The organism is Streptococcus orisasini (assembly GCF_001431045.1).
GTDB lineage: Bacteria > Bacillota > Bacilli > Lactobacillales > Streptococcaceae > Streptococcus > Streptococcus orisasini.
In genome coordinates this window covers 26,082-41,731 of sequence record NZ_BCLE01000032.1, presented here as the reverse complement: position 1 = coordinate 41,731, position 15,650 = coordinate 26,082, and the positions used below count along the sequence as shown (strand labels likewise).

At 40.9% G+C, this 15,650-nt stretch carries 19 protein-coding genes and 1 pseudogene; 10 read left to right on the top strand and 10 right to left on the bottom strand.

Annotated elements, in window-relative coordinates; all coding sequences use genetic code 11:
- The first annotated feature begins 75 nt into the window (after positions 1–75).
- Genes SCSH_RS06870 through SCSH_RS06860 form a run of 3 tightly spaced genes read left to right on the top strand, consistent with a single transcriptional unit; the run spans position 76 to position 1,866 of the window.
- Positions 76–399, top strand: coding sequence for a hypothetical protein (locus SCSH_RS06870; protein WP_027974927.1), 324 nt, complete (start codon positions 76–78; stop codon positions 397–399).
- A 14-nt stretch (positions 400–413) separates the two neighbouring features.
- The gene (locus tag SCSH_RS06865) at positions 414–1,178 is read left to right on the top strand and encodes a ferredoxin reductase domain-containing protein (protein WP_027974926.1); all 765 of its coding nucleotides are present in this window, start codon (positions 414–416) and stop codon (positions 1,176–1,178) included.
- Between the two features lie 58 nt (positions 1,179–1,236).
- Positions 1,237–1,866, top strand: coding sequence for a hypothetical protein (locus tag SCSH_RS06860; protein ID WP_057491150.1), 630 nt, complete (start codon positions 1,237–1,239; stop codon positions 1,864–1,866).
- Between the two features lie 115 nt (positions 1,867–1,981).
- Here SCSH_RS06860 and SCSH_RS06855 read toward each other — a convergent pair whose 3' ends face one another.
- Together SCSH_RS06855 and SCSH_RS06850 are read right to left on the bottom strand one after the other, a co-directional pair.
- Positions 1,982–2,797: a tyrosine-protein phosphatase gene (locus SCSH_RS06855; protein ID WP_057491149.1), complete on the bottom strand. Its 816-nt coding sequence runs from the start codon at positions 2,795–2,797 to the stop codon at positions 1,982–1,984.
- A 15-nt stretch (positions 2,798–2,812) separates the two neighbouring features.
- On the bottom strand, positions 2,813–3,994 hold the full coding sequence (locus SCSH_RS06850; protein WP_057491148.1) for a macrolide family glycosyltransferase: 1,182 nt from the start codon (positions 3,992–3,994) through the stop codon (positions 2,813–2,815).
- 120 nt (positions 3,995–4,114) lie between these two features.
- Here SCSH_RS06850 and SCSH_RS06845 point away from each other — a divergent pair, with 120 nt between their 5' ends.
- The gene (locus tag SCSH_RS06845) at positions 4,115–4,678 is read left to right on the top strand and encodes a TetR/AcrR family transcriptional regulator (RefSeq protein WP_057491147.1); all 564 of its coding nucleotides are present in this window, start codon (positions 4,115–4,117) and stop codon (positions 4,676–4,678) included.
- 167 nt (positions 4,679–4,845) lie between these two features.
- Here SCSH_RS06845 and SCSH_RS10920 read toward each other — a convergent pair.
- From SCSH_RS10920 to SCSH_RS06830, 4 genes and pseudogenes are all read right to left on the bottom strand, one after another.
- Positions 4,846–4,965 (bottom strand): annotated as a pseudogene (locus SCSH_RS10920) (arsenate reductase/protein-tyrosine-phosphatase family protein); the annotation flags it as partial.
- Positions 4,965–5,273: a thioredoxin family protein gene (locus tag SCSH_RS06840; protein ID WP_057491146.1), complete on the bottom strand. Its 309-nt coding sequence runs from the start codon at positions 5,271–5,273 to the stop codon at positions 4,965–4,967. The pseudogene SCSH_RS10920 and the gene SCSH_RS06840, both read right to left, overlap by 1 nt.
- Before the next feature lie 11 nt (positions 5,274–5,284).
- Complete coding sequence (locus SCSH_RS06835) at positions 5,285–6,280, bottom strand: permease (RefSeq protein ID WP_057491145.1); 996 nt, start codon at positions 6,278–6,280, stop codon at positions 5,285–5,287.
- 76 nt (positions 6,281–6,356) lie between these two features.
- On the bottom strand, positions 6,357–6,686 hold the full coding sequence (locus SCSH_RS06830; protein WP_027974919.1) for an ArsR/SmtB family transcription factor: 330 nt from the start codon (positions 6,684–6,686) through the stop codon (positions 6,357–6,359).
- 190 nt (positions 6,687–6,876) lie between these two features.
- On the opposite strand from SCSH_RS06830, the gene SCSH_RS06825 reads away from it, so the two are divergent.
- Together SCSH_RS06825 and SCSH_RS06820 are read left to right on the top strand one after the other, a co-directional pair.
- A complete protein-coding gene (locus SCSH_RS06825; RefSeq protein ID WP_057491144.1) occupies positions 6,877–7,290 on the top strand; it encodes a MarR family winged helix-turn-helix transcriptional regulator in 414 nt (137 codons plus the stop codon).
- A 1-nt stretch (position 7,291) separates the two neighbouring features.
- Complete coding sequence (locus tag SCSH_RS06820; protein WP_057491143.1) at positions 7,292–7,651, top strand: rhodanese-like domain-containing protein; 360 nt, start codon at positions 7,292–7,294, stop codon at positions 7,649–7,651.
- A 331-nt stretch (positions 7,652–7,982) separates the two neighbouring features.
- On the opposite strand, the gene SCSH_RS06815 is transcribed toward SCSH_RS06820, so the two are convergent.
- The 4 genes from SCSH_RS06815 to rpmF form a co-directional block, all read right to left on the bottom strand.
- A complete protein-coding gene (locus SCSH_RS06815; RefSeq protein WP_193743691.1) occupies positions 7,983–8,744 on the bottom strand; it encodes an SDR family NAD(P)-dependent oxidoreductase in 762 nt (253 codons plus the stop codon).
- A 146-nt stretch (positions 8,745–8,890) separates the two neighbouring features.
- Complete coding sequence (locus SCSH_RS06810) at positions 8,891–9,451, bottom strand: nucleotidyltransferase family protein (RefSeq protein WP_057491141.1); 561 nt, start codon at positions 9,449–9,451, stop codon at positions 8,891–8,893.
- 269 nt (positions 9,452–9,720) lie between these two features.
- Entirely contained in the window at positions 9,721–9,870 is a 150-nt protein-coding gene (gene rpmG / locus SCSH_RS06805; RefSeq protein WP_001265622.1) for a 50S ribosomal protein L33, read from the bottom strand.
- Between the two features lie 16 nt (positions 9,871–9,886).
- Positions 9,887–10,069 (bottom strand): 50S ribosomal protein L32, encoded by a 183-nt coding sequence (rpmF, locus tag SCSH_RS06800; protein WP_003079131.1) that lies wholly within the window; start codon positions 10,067–10,069, stop codon positions 9,887–9,889.
- Between the two features lie 349 nt (positions 10,070–10,418).
- Here rpmF and hisS point away from each other — a divergent pair, with 349 nt between their 5' ends.
- From hisS to SCSH_RS06780, 4 genes are all read left to right on the top strand, one after another.
- The gene (gene hisS, locus SCSH_RS06795) at positions 10,419–11,696 is read left to right on the top strand and encodes a histidine--tRNA ligase (RefSeq protein WP_057491140.1); all 1,278 of its coding nucleotides are present in this window, start codon (positions 10,419–10,421) and stop codon (positions 11,694–11,696) included.
- 349 nt (positions 11,697–12,045) lie between these two features.
- Complete coding sequence (gene aspS / locus SCSH_RS06790) at positions 12,046–13,806, top strand: aspartate--tRNA ligase (RefSeq protein WP_057491139.1); 1,761 nt, start codon at positions 12,046–12,048, stop codon at positions 13,804–13,806.
- On the top strand, positions 13,799–14,737 hold the full coding sequence (locus tag SCSH_RS06785) for a YitT family protein (RefSeq protein WP_057491138.1): 939 nt from the start codon (positions 13,799–13,801) through the stop codon (positions 14,735–14,737). The genes aspS and SCSH_RS06785 overlap by 8 nt, the downstream gene beginning before the upstream one ends.
- Positions 14,738–14,765: 28 nt before the next feature.
- Entirely contained in the window at positions 14,766–15,647 is an 882-nt protein-coding gene (locus tag SCSH_RS06780; RefSeq protein WP_057491137.1) for a YitT family protein, read from the top strand.
- Positions 15,648–15,650 lie beyond the last annotated feature (3 nt).

The window sequence follows — 15,650 nt, the reverse complement described above, 5'->3', positions numbered from 1 at the left end:
GCAAACAGGTTTTAGAGGTTACTCAAATTTAAAATAAAAGGAGAAAAAATCATGACTAAAAATGGAGGCAAAGAAATGAATGGACTAGGTATTTTTGGAGCAGCCTTGGCTGTGATTGGGCTTTTGGTGGTGATTTGGGGAGCGACTTTACAGCCAATCAATTTTTCAAGCCCTGACTTTATGTCTTTTGTGACAGGCGGTTTGCTGCTCGTAGCTATCGGGCTTTGCATGATTGCGGACTTGCCTGCAATTTGCAAAGTTTTAGGGATTTGGCTGGCGGCAGCAGCTACCATGCTTTATATTTACAGCCTGCCGGATACGGACTTAATCATTAAGGTAATTGGTTTTGTTCCTGTCCTTGCTTTGGCGGCTTGGCTATCGCTTAAATTTTGGCAATAATAAGGAGAAAATAAATGAAGAAAGGACCTTCTGAAATGTTAACGATTATTCTATCAATTCTTGCAGTGGGACTTCTTGGCTGTCTGATAACTTGGGGAGTGATTAGCTACTTGGGCCGCAGTCAAACTCTGACTGTCAAATCCATTGAAAATCCCAGCAGCGATCTTTATTTCATTCATCTGACGAAACCCAAGAATATGACTTGGAAAGCTGGTTCTTACGCTAAGATTACTTTACCTGAAGTCAAAGAAAGCGCTCAAAAGAGTCGCTGGCTGACTATTGCTTCCAATCCTGATGACAATGAGATTCTCATTCTGACGCATAATAGCAGCAGTACTTTTAAGAAAACCTTGACCAGTTTGCCAGTTGGCAGCAAGGTTGAGGTGAGTTGGCTGGAGTCCACCTTAAAGATTCAAAATGATGATTCACCGTTTGTCTGCTTTGCCTCTGATGTTGGTATTGCAGCGATGAGGCCAATCGTTAAAGAGTGGGTCGGTAAACGTGACCTTATCCTCAACCATTTGGATAAGGGAGTGACGGTCTTTGATAAAGAATTGTATCGGCTGGATCAACAAGACAGCAAGCTGACCTACGACAGCAGCGCCAGCCTTTCCCAAAGTAAAGAAAGCTTGAAGAAAGCAGTAGATAAGTACGGCAACAAAGCCACCTATCTCTTAGCTGGTCAGCCTGATGATGTTGAGGCTATGAAAAAGTTTCTTGCGGATAAGGGGATTGACATAAAGCAGCTGAAAACAGAAAAGTTTAATGGTTTGAAATAGTGAGTGCTTTGTGAAATGAACTTGTTTTGATAGAGCATATCATGGAGGGAAAGGCGAAATGAAAAACAAGGGAAAAATAGAAAAATACTTGCTATTTTGCTCGCTTTGGGGCTTTGCTTTATTCATTTCAGTCATTTATTACTTTCTGATGTCCATAACGCAAGATTTATCAACCTCTTCTGAACTCGTATTATGGGTAGAAAAACATGGCACAGCCTTTGCGGTTATTTCTGAAGCAGCCATCTTCTCTGCGGTTTTTCTGCTCATCTCTAGTCATCTCTTATTGGCCTATGTCAAATGCCTACTGGTTAAAAGTATTGGCAGCAGTTTGATCATTATCCTTGCTATGGCTTTAGTTTTAACTTCTCTATTTTCAGGAAGGCTTGTTTACCCAGTCTATCATATGGTTTTAGATGATACCATTGCTAAACTGGTCATCTCATCTATGGTGGCAGCAGTTCACATGGCTTCCCTAGCGCTGTCTGTGCTTATTGTGACCATCAGTTTCTCGCTGTCTAAAAAATCCAAGCTCATTTTAGTTACGGGGATACTTGTCGCACTATCGCAGCTTGTCATGGCCTATCCTTGGTTACTGCCATTTGAGACTATCTTTATCATTATTCCTGCACTCTTGATTTGGTTTATGTTGTTTTTGCGGTTTATTAGCAGATTTCTAGGGATTAAATAAAGTTTTATATGACCTAGTTAGATGGAGTAGGAAGTCTTTTGGGATAAATCATACAGCACCTCAAAAGATGGACTTTTTGCCTATTCTTAGAGGCGCTGTATGATTTTAAAATACGTTAAGCGGTATAATTTTGTCTAAGTTGTTCCAACCTTGTTTCATCTAGACCAAATTCTTGATAAAAGTAGTTTTCAAAGGAAGCGTATTTGTCTAAAATAGCTTGCAGAGCATGTTCTGCAGCTAGTCTAGTTACCCCTTCACTTGACTGGATAAGTAGCCTTGCTTTTTTGGAAAAACAACACAGTAATTGATGTTTTTCTTGTGCTGCTTTAATCTTCTTCGCATAGTAATGATTTGTCAATTCGAAATCATCTAAAGCCTGTTCTTTGGTTACGCCTAATGCCAATAAGATGAGAAGTGCTGCCAGACCAGTTCTGTCTTTTCCGGCTGTACAATGAAAGTAAAGCGGTACTTGTTGATTTTCTAGTAATTGAAAGAGCTCATAGAAGGCTGGATTTGAAAAGACCATGTCATTATAACTGGTTTGATTGAAAGAGTTTTTTAGCAAGCGGATAAAATTCCAAGGGTTTTTGAAAATATTGTTTTTTAATGCTTCTGGAGATAGGTCGATTTCAACTCCGTTGATGACACTGGCACAGTGTCTCACATAAGAACATTCTTTCGGAATATAATCGGGCATTTGCATGGCTTCCTGCTCTGACCTTAAATCTAAAATTTGTTTGAGCTGTAAGCTATCTATTCTTGCTTGAGCCTCTTGAGAGAGATTTGCTAAGACAGGTCCTCTGAAAAGGAGATGGTGTTTGACCGTTTTTCCATCAACGGTTCTGTAACCACCTAAATCACGTAGGTTTTTGATGCTAGCGCAGACAATTTCTTGACCTGAATTTTTGATTGTTCTGTCTGTCTTGCTCATAGGCTATTCACTCCATTATTGTTTGGGATTTAGAATAATTTGCATAGCGGCTTCAACACCACCGCTAGCTCTAAAATCTTGTGCTACTTTGCTGGCTTGTTTCTTATAATTAGCATGATAAAGGACTTCCTCAATGCCTTGAGCTATGGCCGTAGGGGCGTAGCTTTCAAGTTTGAAACCGGCACCAGCTGCAAGAACCTGTTCAGCAACCATATTTTGTTCAATTGTTTGCGGAAAAACAAGGAGGGGAACCTCGTAATAGAGTGCCTCGCTAGTACTGTTTAAGCCGCAATGAGTGAGGAAAACATCAGCTGACTTTAGCACAGCTATTTGATCAAACGAATGAGCGACTTGGAAATTTTGAGGAATCTGTCCTAATGAGTTTATATCTGTTTTGGCCCCAACAGATAAGAGGACGTCGAACTCCTTATTCCCTAAAGCTGTAAAACAGTGACGATAGAAGTCGCTCGCTTGGTTATTAACAGTCCCCAATGAAATATAAACAAGCGGGCGATTAGACTTCTTCCAAACTGCGGTGCTTTCTCGAATAACCGGTCCGACAAAGTGAATCGTTTCGCAAAAGCTAGCACCAGCAGGCTGAAAATTTTGTGATGTTGTTACAATAACAGGACAGTCGGTTCTGGTTAAAGCGAGATCAGTGACGTGCTTGCTTGGATAGCCAAGCCTTTTTATTTTATGGTAATTTGCCATCATTTCAGGCAAGTGTAAAAGCATTTTAAAGTTGTCTTTGAAAGAAGAATCGCTTAACATGGTCGGTGTATATTCGTTAAAAGCGAAATGCGTATTGTAGGAAACGTATGGAACATCTAGGTTATCAGCAATAACCGAGGCCCACAGGGCAAGGGAGTCACCGACAATAACATCAGGCTGCCAAACTCTAATCTCTTCAAGATAGGTATTTCGGATATCTTCAATAGCTTCTGAAACGATGGCTAAAAGGGCGGAAAAATGATTTTTTTGATTGTGAGTGGGCTGATTGACATGTTCAACCGTCATATAAGCCATTTTCTCATCGTAGCAAATCACCTCAGCACCAAGTTTTTCTAAGCTTTCTTTGAAATTTGAGACGGTATAGTAGCGAACCTGATGTCCGTTTTCAACTAATTTTTGGACCACAAATAAGGTCGGATTGGTGTGACCAAATGCGGGAACTCCCATAAAGATAATACGTTTCATCGTTTTTCCTCCAGTTTCTTAATGCTTTCAGTTTATCAGATGAAAACGAGGAAACAATGGGCAAAAATCCCTATTTGTTGTATAATCAACACATATTTAATATTGTCTAGAAAGTCACCAATGAATAAACAAGATCGTCGCTTCAAACGAACACAAAAGTCTATATATGAAGCATTTGCAAACTTACTTTTAGAAAAAGATTTTACCGAAATAACCATCAATGATATTAGCAACCTAGCTGACATCAATCGTTCAACCTTTTATTTACATTTTGAGGATAAGTATGCCCTTTTAGATGCTTATCTGCTAAGTCTGCTGCCAATTGTCAGTGATATTGACTTGATACAATCCCTTAGCCAGCAAGATGTATTTCTTGTTAGTTTGGGTAAGCTTTATGATTATCTTCAGGAAAATACCATCTTTTTCAAACGCTTATTCAATGAAACGAATTATCCCTTTGCCATTCGTTCGATACGCAAAGTACTCAAAGTATTTTTAACAGAGAACGATAGCGTCTTTTCTGAGGAAATTGGCAACTCAAAAGATTTTACCATCCACATCCGAATTGCTGGACTTATTGCCATGATTGAGTGGTTTTTATCACAAAAAAATTATAGCCGTGAACAATTCATCGAGGAGACTTATGATTTAGTTAGTCTGCTAGAGAAAGCAGGAGAGAAATAAGTGTCGAAAAAGCATGCGCCTTGCCTGTTTTCTTGACTTGGTTTGTGCTGCTCTTGCGGTTTATTAGCAGATTTCTAGGGATTAAATAAAGCCTCGTATTAGCCAGTTAGAAGGGGACATTAACAACAAAAAACAGCTCTAGATAAATTTTACCTAAGCTGTTTTAATTTTGTCTGTATCCCTGCTGAATAGGCCTCAAAAATATCTGAATAATGGAACAGGGTTTCGGTCATCTGGCTTCTGCAGGAATTGTGCACGCAGACAAAGGCAACCTTGGGCTTTGAAATCATGATAATTTCTCCCGAATAATGGCCTTCACGTCCTCGGCAGACAAGACCTTACCAGCAGAAACGACTTCTTCGTTTAGAACAAGAGCCGGTGTAGACATAACCCCATAGCTAGCAATTTGGCTGAAATCTTTGACATGTTCGACAACAGCTTTGAGCGCAGTTTCCTCACAAGCTTGCTTGACATTAGCTTCTAAAGTTTGGCATTTCTTACAGCCGGACCCCAGCACCTTAAAAACAACAGAATCGCTTCCTGCAGGGGCAGTCTTGTTAAGACTTTGACTTTCTTTTTTTCCAAATAGTGACATCCTAATACCTCCTAAAATATAAATGCCTGCAGGATATTAAAAGCATACCCTACTAAAATGATACCGACAGTGCAAATCAGGATAAAAACGGCTAAGAGCTGAGGCTTGACAGCCTTTTTTAACATGATGAGCGATGGCAGACTTAAAGTGGTGACAGCCATCATAAAAGATAATACCGTTCCCAGCTGAGCACCTTTACTCAGCAGGGCTTCAGCAATCGGAATAGAGCCGAAAATATCCGCGTACATGGGAATACCAATCAGTGTTGCAAGGATAACGCTTAAAGGATTGTGGCTGCCGAGCACCTGAGTGACCCAATGTTCCGGTATCCAATTGTGGATAAGAGCCCCAATGCCAACACCAGCCAGAATATAAGGAAAGACTTTCTTAAAGGTGTCGGCAACCTGTTCTTTAGCAAAAGACAGCCTGTCAGACCATGCTAAGCTTTCTGCCTCTAAATGAATAGCCTGAGCATTTTTGACGAAATCCTCAACGTATTTTTCCATCCCCAGTTTTTCAATAATAGATCCGCCAACAACAGCAATTACTAAGCCCAAAATAACATAGATAACAGCGATTTTACCGCCAAAAATACTCATCAGCAAAATTAAGCTCCCCAAATCAACCATCGGTGATGAAATTAAAAAGGAAAAGGTCACACCGACCGGCAGACCGGCACTTGAAAATCCCATGAAAAGAGGAATGGAGGAGCAGGAGCAAAAGGGGGTTACCGTTCCCAGCAGGGCAGAGATAATATTTGCTGTCAGACCGTCAAAGCGGCTTAAAATCTTTCGGCTGCGCTCTGGCGGAAAGTAGCTTTGAATATAGGAAATAATAAAAATCAGGACACATAAAAGAATGGTGATCTTGATGACATCATAAATAAAAAATTGTAAACTCCCTCCCAGTCTTGACTCTAAGTCAAGGCCGAGTGATGACAGGATTTTGCCAACAAGGCTGTTCAGCCATTTCATACCGAGGATCTGATCTTGGATAAATGACCACATCATTGGGCCTCCGTTCACGTTTTACAGATAATAGATCAAAAAAATTTGATATATTAGGTTTAAATAAAAGTCATGCTTACGATGACTTTCGCTGGCAATGGCAGGTTTTAGCATGACTGCTGTCAGCAGCGGTTAATTGCCCGAGGCGCTCTATGACATAGCTAGCGCCCAGACTGCTGATGCTGTAATGTTTCCATTTTCCCTCCTGCCTGCTGGTGACAAGACCAGACTGACATAAAATTTTCATATGGTAAGAAAGTGCCGACTGGGGAATATCTAAAGCTTCAATCAAGACACAGGCACAGGTTTCTCCCTGCTGTAAATAATCCAATACCTGCAGGCGCTTCTCATCCGCAAGTGCCTTGAAAATTTGAGCATCACGTGTATACTGACCGATTGCAATCACCTCATATCAAAAAAACTTGATGTATAACTATCTTAAGAGTACAATTTATCAGTATTTTTGTCAAAGATTTATCTGAGCAAGCAAGGAAAATTTTAAAAGGTAAAGCTGTTAAAATGTTCTTTCTAATAGTTGACAAACCATTGCATAAAATATATAATCAGTATAACTGATAATCGAAAGAGGTGATGATTTGAAATTAGAACAATCATGGGGCTATACCCTTAGTAAAGTCGCTCAGAAGATGGATAAACAGTTTTCCAAATCTCTCTCGATGTATGGTATCGATTCGAGGGGGTACGGTGTTTTGGTCACGCTTAGTAACAATGATTCTATTACGCAAATAAAAATCGGGGAACTGATGTCCATTGATAGGACCACGGTTGGGCAGCTGATTGATATGCTGGAATCAAAAGGATTTGTGAAACGCCAACAAAATCCTAAGGATAGACGGCAAAACCTAATCGTCTTAACAAATGAAGGTAAAACGTTAGTGGCTAAAATGTGGCAAGAAATGCACCAAATAGAGCAAGGTGTCATTGCTAATCTGGCTGATTGGCAAAAAGAAGTGCTTGACAGCATCGCAAATGAAATGGGAGAAAAATAAGATGGATAAGATTGAATTTTTAGAAATGTACTTAGAACTTTATATTAACCACTTTACAGTCTTAGAAGCTATGAAGAGCGGAAAGAACGACTATGTCGTTCTTGATATCCGCAATGCTCCGGCGCAAATGAAGAAAGAGCAAATCAAGGGAGCAAGGGCTATACCAGCCAAAGATCTGCACAAACACTTGGCCGATCTTGATAAAAGTAAAACCTATGTGGTCTATGATTGGAACGGCGGCACAATTCTGGGCAAACAGGCCTTACTGACTCTTTATAAGGCTGGTTTCAAAGCCTATGAGCTTGCAGGAGCCTTTGAAGGCTGGAAGGGCATGAACCTGCCGATTGAACCGGCGGTATAATACAAAGAAGAGGCAGGGCAAAAACTCGTCCAGTATTCCTGTTTTGGAATAAACTCTTGGTGCAGTGGTTGGGAGTAAGACTTGTTGGCTACGCCAACTTAGTCTTACCCCTGCACAGTTCATTAGGTGCTTTAGCACCAATGAACCACTGCTGGCTGGTTTTCCTTTTGCCACAAGGCTAAAGCGGAAAACCTAGCCAACTGTGCGGGGGTGGGAGTGAAACGGTCTGGGGAGAGACCGTTTCAGGTCACCACCTTGAAACTAGGGAGTGGTGAGAACCAAAATTTTCAATTTTTGGGTTCTTTCCCACTCCCTTTAAAAATAATTCATTTTAATGCTTAAACAGCGGCGGGCTCAGGTGGAAGCTGAAATCTGTTACATCAACTAAGCCAACCACCTCATCACTCTTGTAGAGTTGAATGAGGAAATCAGCCATCTCTTGAGCAGTATGGTATTGTTTAAACTCTCGGTCGTAATCGTATTGACTAGAGTCAGTCGCTACCCTGCCAAATTCGGTCTTGGTTGCTGCCGGAGCAAGCACCTTTGCCCGCAGTTTACGGTGCTGGTTTTTCATCTCTAGGGCCAGTCCTTCGGTGAAGGCACTGACATAAAATTTTGCAGCACAATAGCTCACGGCGTTATTGACCAGCATATAGCCGCCGCGAGATGATATATTGATCAGCTGACTGCCTTCAATATCCTGATAATCTCTAACATATAAAGTTGATAAGATTGTTAAGGCTTCAATATTTAGATGAATCATAGCAGAAATTTTCGTGAGGTCTTGGTCGGCAACACTATCATAGTTGCCAAAGCCCGCATTATTAATCCAAACAGAGATGTGATAATTCCTTAAGTCTTCGTATAATTGATAGACGTTATCTGAGATACCTAGGTCAACGCTTTTGACAACAATATCCAGGTCGGGATAAGTGTGCAGAATTTCTTGCTTCAGCTCCTCCAGTGATTCTTTTCGTCTGGCTGCCAAAATGAGATGGAATCCGAGATGAGCGAAAGCTTTGGCGGACGCTCGTCCTATGCCGGAACTAGCGCCGGTGATGCAAACGTATTGATTAAGTTTGGCTGTCATTATTAAGTTCCTCCTTTTTAAGATAGCTTCATTATAATTTCTAGAGTTAACTCTAGGTCAAGAGAAAATTAAAAGGACTGAGTCCTGTGCAAGACAGAACCCAATCCTTCACTTGACTAAAGGAATACTAAGAAGCCGTTTTAATTATATTATAATAGCTCTATAGAAAGGTTTGGCCAGACGTTTATCCAATTTTTCTTTTTTATTCTTTCGTTATAAACTATTTGTCGCTTTTTGTCAGAAGAGTAATGTGGTGTCGGTGAGATTTTAAAGTTAATTAAATCTTCTATTCCATAAGGAGTGAATAACTCTAAATCCTGATTATTATCTAGTCTAGCAGCTATCGCTGTACATTTTTCTGGAAATTTTGAAACGGCATCTTTTGAGCTAGTATATTTTTCAGTATTTGGACTATGGATGTTCATATAGTATTGATTTTTTATTTCCCAATTATATTGAGGATATTGTTTCTTTATTTTATCCTCAATTGCAATAGTTTGTTCATATGATATATTTTCGTCAAAAAAGATTACATCTATATCTGAAAGATTAATACTTGTAAAACTATTTTTATTACTTAAGTAATCCCAAATGTAATTTCGTATAGTTCCTGCACAAAGCCAACAGTCTTTAAGCTTTAAGGAATTAATAATTTCTAGCAACGTTATTAATTCTGTGTTTTCTTTAATTATGTTGTTGATATTATACATTTTAAACCTCATTGGCATTATACAAATTTATACTTGGAAAATCAAATTGAGGTATAATATATTTTAACATTAAGATTTTTTGAAATGAAAAGCGCCCTAGATTTTTATTCAGGGCGCTTTTGAATATCCGAACTTCTAAATTTATTTCACAAAAAATGTAGTCAAAAATGTAGTCATTCGGTTGATTTTTACTGCAATCTACTGAAATTTAGAATTTCAAAAATCGCATAAAATCAAGGTTTTCGTCTCAACTGACGTGTATTGAATGTCTACTTAACTTCAGTAAACACGACGTGTTTACGCAATTTTGGTGAATATTTTTTCAGTTGCAGACGGTCTGGAGTGTTGCGTTTGTTTTTTGAAGTAAGGTACAAGCGTTCACCAGATTCTTTGTGTTCAAGTGTAATATTTACGCGCATGGTATCTCCCTTCTAATTATTCCGCAGCCTTAGCTTTGGCGATTTTACGTCCTTTGTAGTATCCTTTGAGGGATACACGGTGAGAACGTGAGTAATCTCCAGTAGTTTCATCAAATTTCACAGTTGGAGCTGTCAAATTGTAATGTGTGCGGCGTTTGTTCTTTTTCGCTTTTGACGTGCGACGTGCAGGTACTGCCATTTTTTCTTTCCTCCGTAAGATATAAAGGGCTCTTTAGCCCGTATTCATTTTTTGGGTTAATATGACTTGCGTCAACTTTAACAGTATATCAAAAGATTTTTGTAAAGTAAAGTTACTTGACAGATTTTTTAGAAAAAAGCTCTGCTATCTTCCAAAAATAGCTTAAAAAATGGTAAAATAGATAAGAATTTTATCTGTATAGAAAGGAAGGACAAGAGGCGAAAAGCCTTTGTGTTGGAATTAAACACAGACTGAGCGCTGGGCAAAAAAGATAAGGTGTCTGGGAAATCAGGATTTTCTGTCGCTTTTCTATTTTGGCTGAGGCTTGCTGCCTTTTGTATCATAAAATATGAAACTTCAAAAACCTAAGGGAACGCAGGATATTTTACCTAAAGAAACTGCTAAATGGCAGTATGTGGAGAATTTTGCGCGTGAAACCTTTAAGAAGTATCACTATGGTGAGATTAGGACACCGATGTTTGAGCACTATGAAGTCATCAGCCGCTCTGTCGGTGATACGACTGACATCGTCACCAAAGAAATGTATGATTTCCACGATAAGGGGGATCGTCACATCACCCTTCGTCCGGAAGGCACTGCTCCGGTTGTGCGTTCTTATGTGGAAAATAAGTTGTTTGCACCAGAAGTTCAAAAACCAGTCAAAGTATTTTATATTGGCTCTATGTTCCGCTATGAACGGCCTCAGGCTGGGCGTCTGCGGGAATTTCACCAGATTGGTGTAGAGTGTTTTGGTTCTAGTAATCCGGCCACTGATGTGGAAACCATTGCCATGGCTTATCAGCTGTTTGCTGAGCTGGGGATTAAGGATGTTGTTTTGCACCTTAACAGTCTGGGTAATAGCGAGAGCCGCAAGGCCTACCGGCAGGCCTTGATTGATTATCTGACCCCGATGAAAGACAATCTTTCTAAGGATTCACAGCGCCGTTTGGAAGAAAATCCGCTGCGCGTGCTGGATTCTAAGGAAAAAGAAGATAAAGTCGCTGTTGAAAATGCTCCTTCCATTCTGGATTACCTGGATGAGGAATCGCAGGAGCACTTCGCGGCAGTGCGGGAGATGCTTGAAGCGCTGGGGATTCCGTATGTTATTGATACCAACATGGTGCGCGGACTGGATTACTATAACCATACGATTTTTGAATTTATTACGACCGTTGATAGATCTGAGCTGACCATCTGTGCGGGCGGCCGCTATGATGGCTTGGTTGAATATTTTGGCGGTCCTGCAACAGCTGGTTTTGGCTTTGGACTTGGCTTGGAACGTTTGCTTTTGGTTCTCGAAAAACAAGGCATTAAGCTACCGCTTGATGACAGCTTAGATGTGTATGTAGCTGTTCTTGGAAGCAGTGTTAATGCTAAAGCCTTGGAGCTTGTCCAAGCACTTCGTGAGCAAGGTTTTGCTGCGGAGCGTGATTATCTTGGCCGTAAGATTAAGGCTCAGTTTAAGTCAGCGGATGCTTTTAAGGCGAAAACAGTTATTACGCTCGGTGAAAGTGAAGTTGAAACCGGTCAGGTGACTATTAAAAATAATAGGACGCGCGAAGAGCTGACGGTCAGCTTTGATGCGATAAAAACGGACTTTGCAGCCATTTTTGACCAATTGAACTAAAGCAAAGAGCCTTGTCCCAAAACAGACTCGCTGCTGGAAACCTGTCAGTAGGTGCCGACAGTCAAAAAAGTCTGTTTAAAGAGAAGCTCAGCCATTCTTAAAAATAATGAAAAACTCCTCCTATATGGGTGGGGTTTTTGTGTGCTTTTTGCTATAATAGATGGGAATGAATAAATGATATATGGTTGAAAGGAAATGAATTCGGGCAGGAAAGCTGGAGAATGATTAGAGTTGCTTGGCGAAGGGAAAATGTCGGGCGAGCGATCTAGTTTTCACTTGTTTTTTGCCGCGGCAGCTGCCGCTTGAAGTAGTCTCTTAAGCTATTTTAACGATTCAGGTATCTTAATTTATGAAGCGTTCTATGTATGCTGGCCGTGTTCGCAGTGAACACATCGGAAGTGAACTGACTTTGAAAGGATGGGTTGGTCGCCGACGTGATTTGGGAAGCCTTATTTTTATCGATCTGCGTGACCGTGAAGGCATTATGCAGCTGGTTATCAATCCAGCAGAAGTATCTGCGGATGTCATGGCAACTGCTGAAAGTCTTCGTAATGAATTTGTTATTGAAGTGACGGGACAGGTATCTGCACGCGAACAAGTCAATGATAAACTTCCAACTGGAGCTGTGGAGCTGAAAGTGAGCCAGCTGACAGTTCTCAACACTGCGAAAACAACTCCCTTTGAAATCAAGGATGGTGTGGAAGTTGCAGATGAAACGCGTCTGCGTTACCGCTATCTTGATCTGCGGCGTCCTGAGATGTTAGAAAACTTTAAATTGCGTGCCAAAGTCACCCACTCAATCCGCAATTATCTGGATGAGCAGGAGTTTATAGATGTTGAAACACCTATGCTATCTAAGTCTACGCCGGAAGGGGCGCGTGATTATCTGGTGCCGAGTCGTATCAGCCGTGGACACTTTTATGCCCTTCCTCAAAGCCCGCAGATTACTAAGCAATTGTTAATGAATGCTGGTTTTGACCGCTATTATCAGATTGTTAAATGCTTCCGTGATGAAGACTTGCGGGGTGATCGCCAGCCAGAATTCACACAGGTGGACTTGGAGACTTCTTTTTTGACAGATCAGGACATTCAAGATATTACAGAAGACATGATTGCCCAAGTCATGAAAGATACGAAAGATCTTGATGTCAGCCTTCCTTTCCCACGAATGACATATGATGATGCCATGAATAAATATGGTTCGGATAAGCCTGATACTCGTTTTGACATGCTTTTACAAGATTTGACAGTTCTTGTCAAGGGAATTGATTTTAAAGTTTTTGCAGAAGCTCCCGCTGTCAAGGCTATTGTGGCTAAAAATGCTGCTGATCAGTATTCCCGCAAGGCTATTGATAAGTTGACAGACTTTGTCAAGCAGTTTGGTGCTAAGGGCCTAGCTTGGGTTAAATACAGCAATGGGGACTTGACAGGTCCTATCGCGAAATTCCTTCTGCCGCTTGCTGATAGGTTGACAGAAGGTTTACAACTGGAAGAAAATGATTTAGTCCTCTTTGTAGCAGACAGTTTGGATGTGGCAAATAATGCTTTGGGAGCGCTGCGCAATCACTTGGGTAAAGAGCTGGGTCTCATTGATTCGTCTAAGTTTAATTTTCTCTGGGTAGTTGACTGGCCTATGTTTGAATGGTCAGAAGAGGAAAACCGCTATACCAGTGCTCACCATCCTTTCACACTGCCGCAAGCAGATACGGCTCAAGAACTTGAGGGAGATCTAAGCAAGGTTCGGGCTGTCGCCTATGATATTGTGCTTAACGGCTATGAACTTGGTGGCGGAAGCCTGCGTATTAATCAAAGAGAGCTGCAGGAGCGCATGTTCCAAGCCCTCGGCTTTACAAAGGACAGTGCTCAGGAGCAATTTGGCTTTTTACTGGAAGCCATGGATTATGGTTTTCCTCCTCACGGCGGCTTAGCGCTTGGGCTTGATCGCTTTGTTATGCTGCTGGCTGGTAAGGACAATATTCGTGAAGTCATTGCCTTTCCAAAGAACAACAAGGCTTCTGATCCAATGACCCAGGCTCCAAGTCCCGTGTCTGATCAGCAGCTCGATGAACTTTCTTTAAATGTATTAGAACCTTCTAAAAACAATGACTAAAAATAAATTTGTGATCATTTTTAAACACCGCCTCAAACGCCTAGCCAAGCGTTATCAGCTCATCCATGTGCTCTCGTCTATTTCGCGGGAAAAGTATGGTGAGCGGATTTCGGGTTCTATTATTTATGCCTTGCTGTCTTCTATTGCGGTGAATTTCTTCTTTCAGCCGGGGAAGGTTTATGCCAGCGGTGCTACTGGTTTGGCGCAGATTGTGTCGGCCTTGTCAGCTGAATACACGAACATCACTGTTCCTGTATCAGTGACCTTTTACACTGTTAATATACCGCTGTTAGTCATGGCTTGGTATACTATCGGTCATAAGTTTACCGTTTTTACCTTTATTACAGTCACCTTGAGTTCACTCTTCATTCAGTTCATTCCTCAGATGACACTGACACCTGATCCCATGATGAATGCTATTTTTGGTGGTCTGGTTATGGGGGTTGGCATTGGCTTTGCGCTTCGCAACAATGTCTCAAGCGGCGGAACGGACATTGTCAGTCTTCTAGTCCGTAAAAAAACGGGACGTAAGGTCGGGACAGTCTCTCTGGTGGTCAATGTTTTGATTATGGCAGTTGCGGGCATGACTTTTGGCTGGCAGTATGCCCTGTATTCGATGGTTACCATCTTTGTATCCAGCAGAATGACGGATGCTGTTTTCGTTAAGCAAAAGAAGATGCAGGCCATGATTATCACTGGCAAACCCAGCCGTGTCATTCGCATGATTCATAAGAGGCTTAACCGCGGTGTGACTATTATCAATGATGCTGAAGGCACCTACAATCATGAACACAAGGCTGTTCTTATCACGATTATCACGCGCGCGGAATTCAATGATTTTAAGGACATCATGAAAAAGACGGATAAGGAAGCTTTTGTCTCTGTTGCGGATAATGTCAATATTATCGGCCGTTTTGTGGAAGATGATTAGATTTTATTTTGTGATTTAAGGAGCTCCAATGAAAATAGATTATACGTTACATCTGAGGAATTTTATTTTTATTGCCTTAGGAACAGCAATCTATGCTTTTGGCTTTGTCAATTTCAATTTGGCAAATCATATCGCCGAAGGTGGAATCGCTGGATTAACACTGGTCTTTCATGCTCTTTTGGGAATTGATCCGACCTATACGGGCTATCTGATGAATTTGCCGCTGCTGCTTCTTGGTGTTTATATTTTTGGACGCAAGTCCATGTTTTACACTATTTACGGAACGACACTGATGTATTTGTTTGTCTATGTCTTTCAGAGAATTCCCCTTTATATTGATTTGCAGCATGATTATCTGGTAGTGGCGCTGGTAGCCGGTATTTGTTCAGGCATTGGCAGTGGTATTGTTTTTCGTTACGGAGGAACGACTGGCGGTTCAGACATTATTGCTCGCATTATTGAAGATAAGTATGGTATTCCGCTTGGTCAGGCTCTGCTGGGATTTGATATCTTTGTTATGCTGCTGTCTTTGACCTATGTATCCATTCCTCAGATGATGTACGCGCTGATTGCTAGTTTCATGTTCAGTCAGGTTGTTATCTTGGTTCAAAATGGCGGTTATTCTGTTCGTGGTGTTTTGATTATTACAGATAAACATAAGGAAGTAGCTGAAGTGATTCTCAAAGAACTTAACCGTGGGGTTACTTATTTGAAAGGACAGGGAGCCTATTCCGGCAAGGAAAAAAATGTGCTTTATGTTGCTCTTAACCCTTCAGATGTTAGGGCTTTAAAAGAAGTGATGGAAGAACTAGATCCGGACGCCTTTATTTCAATTTTAAATGTTGAAGAGATTATCAGTCCTGACTTCGTCATTAGCAGGCGGGAGCGGAAATCTGCTTATAAGTCATAAAAA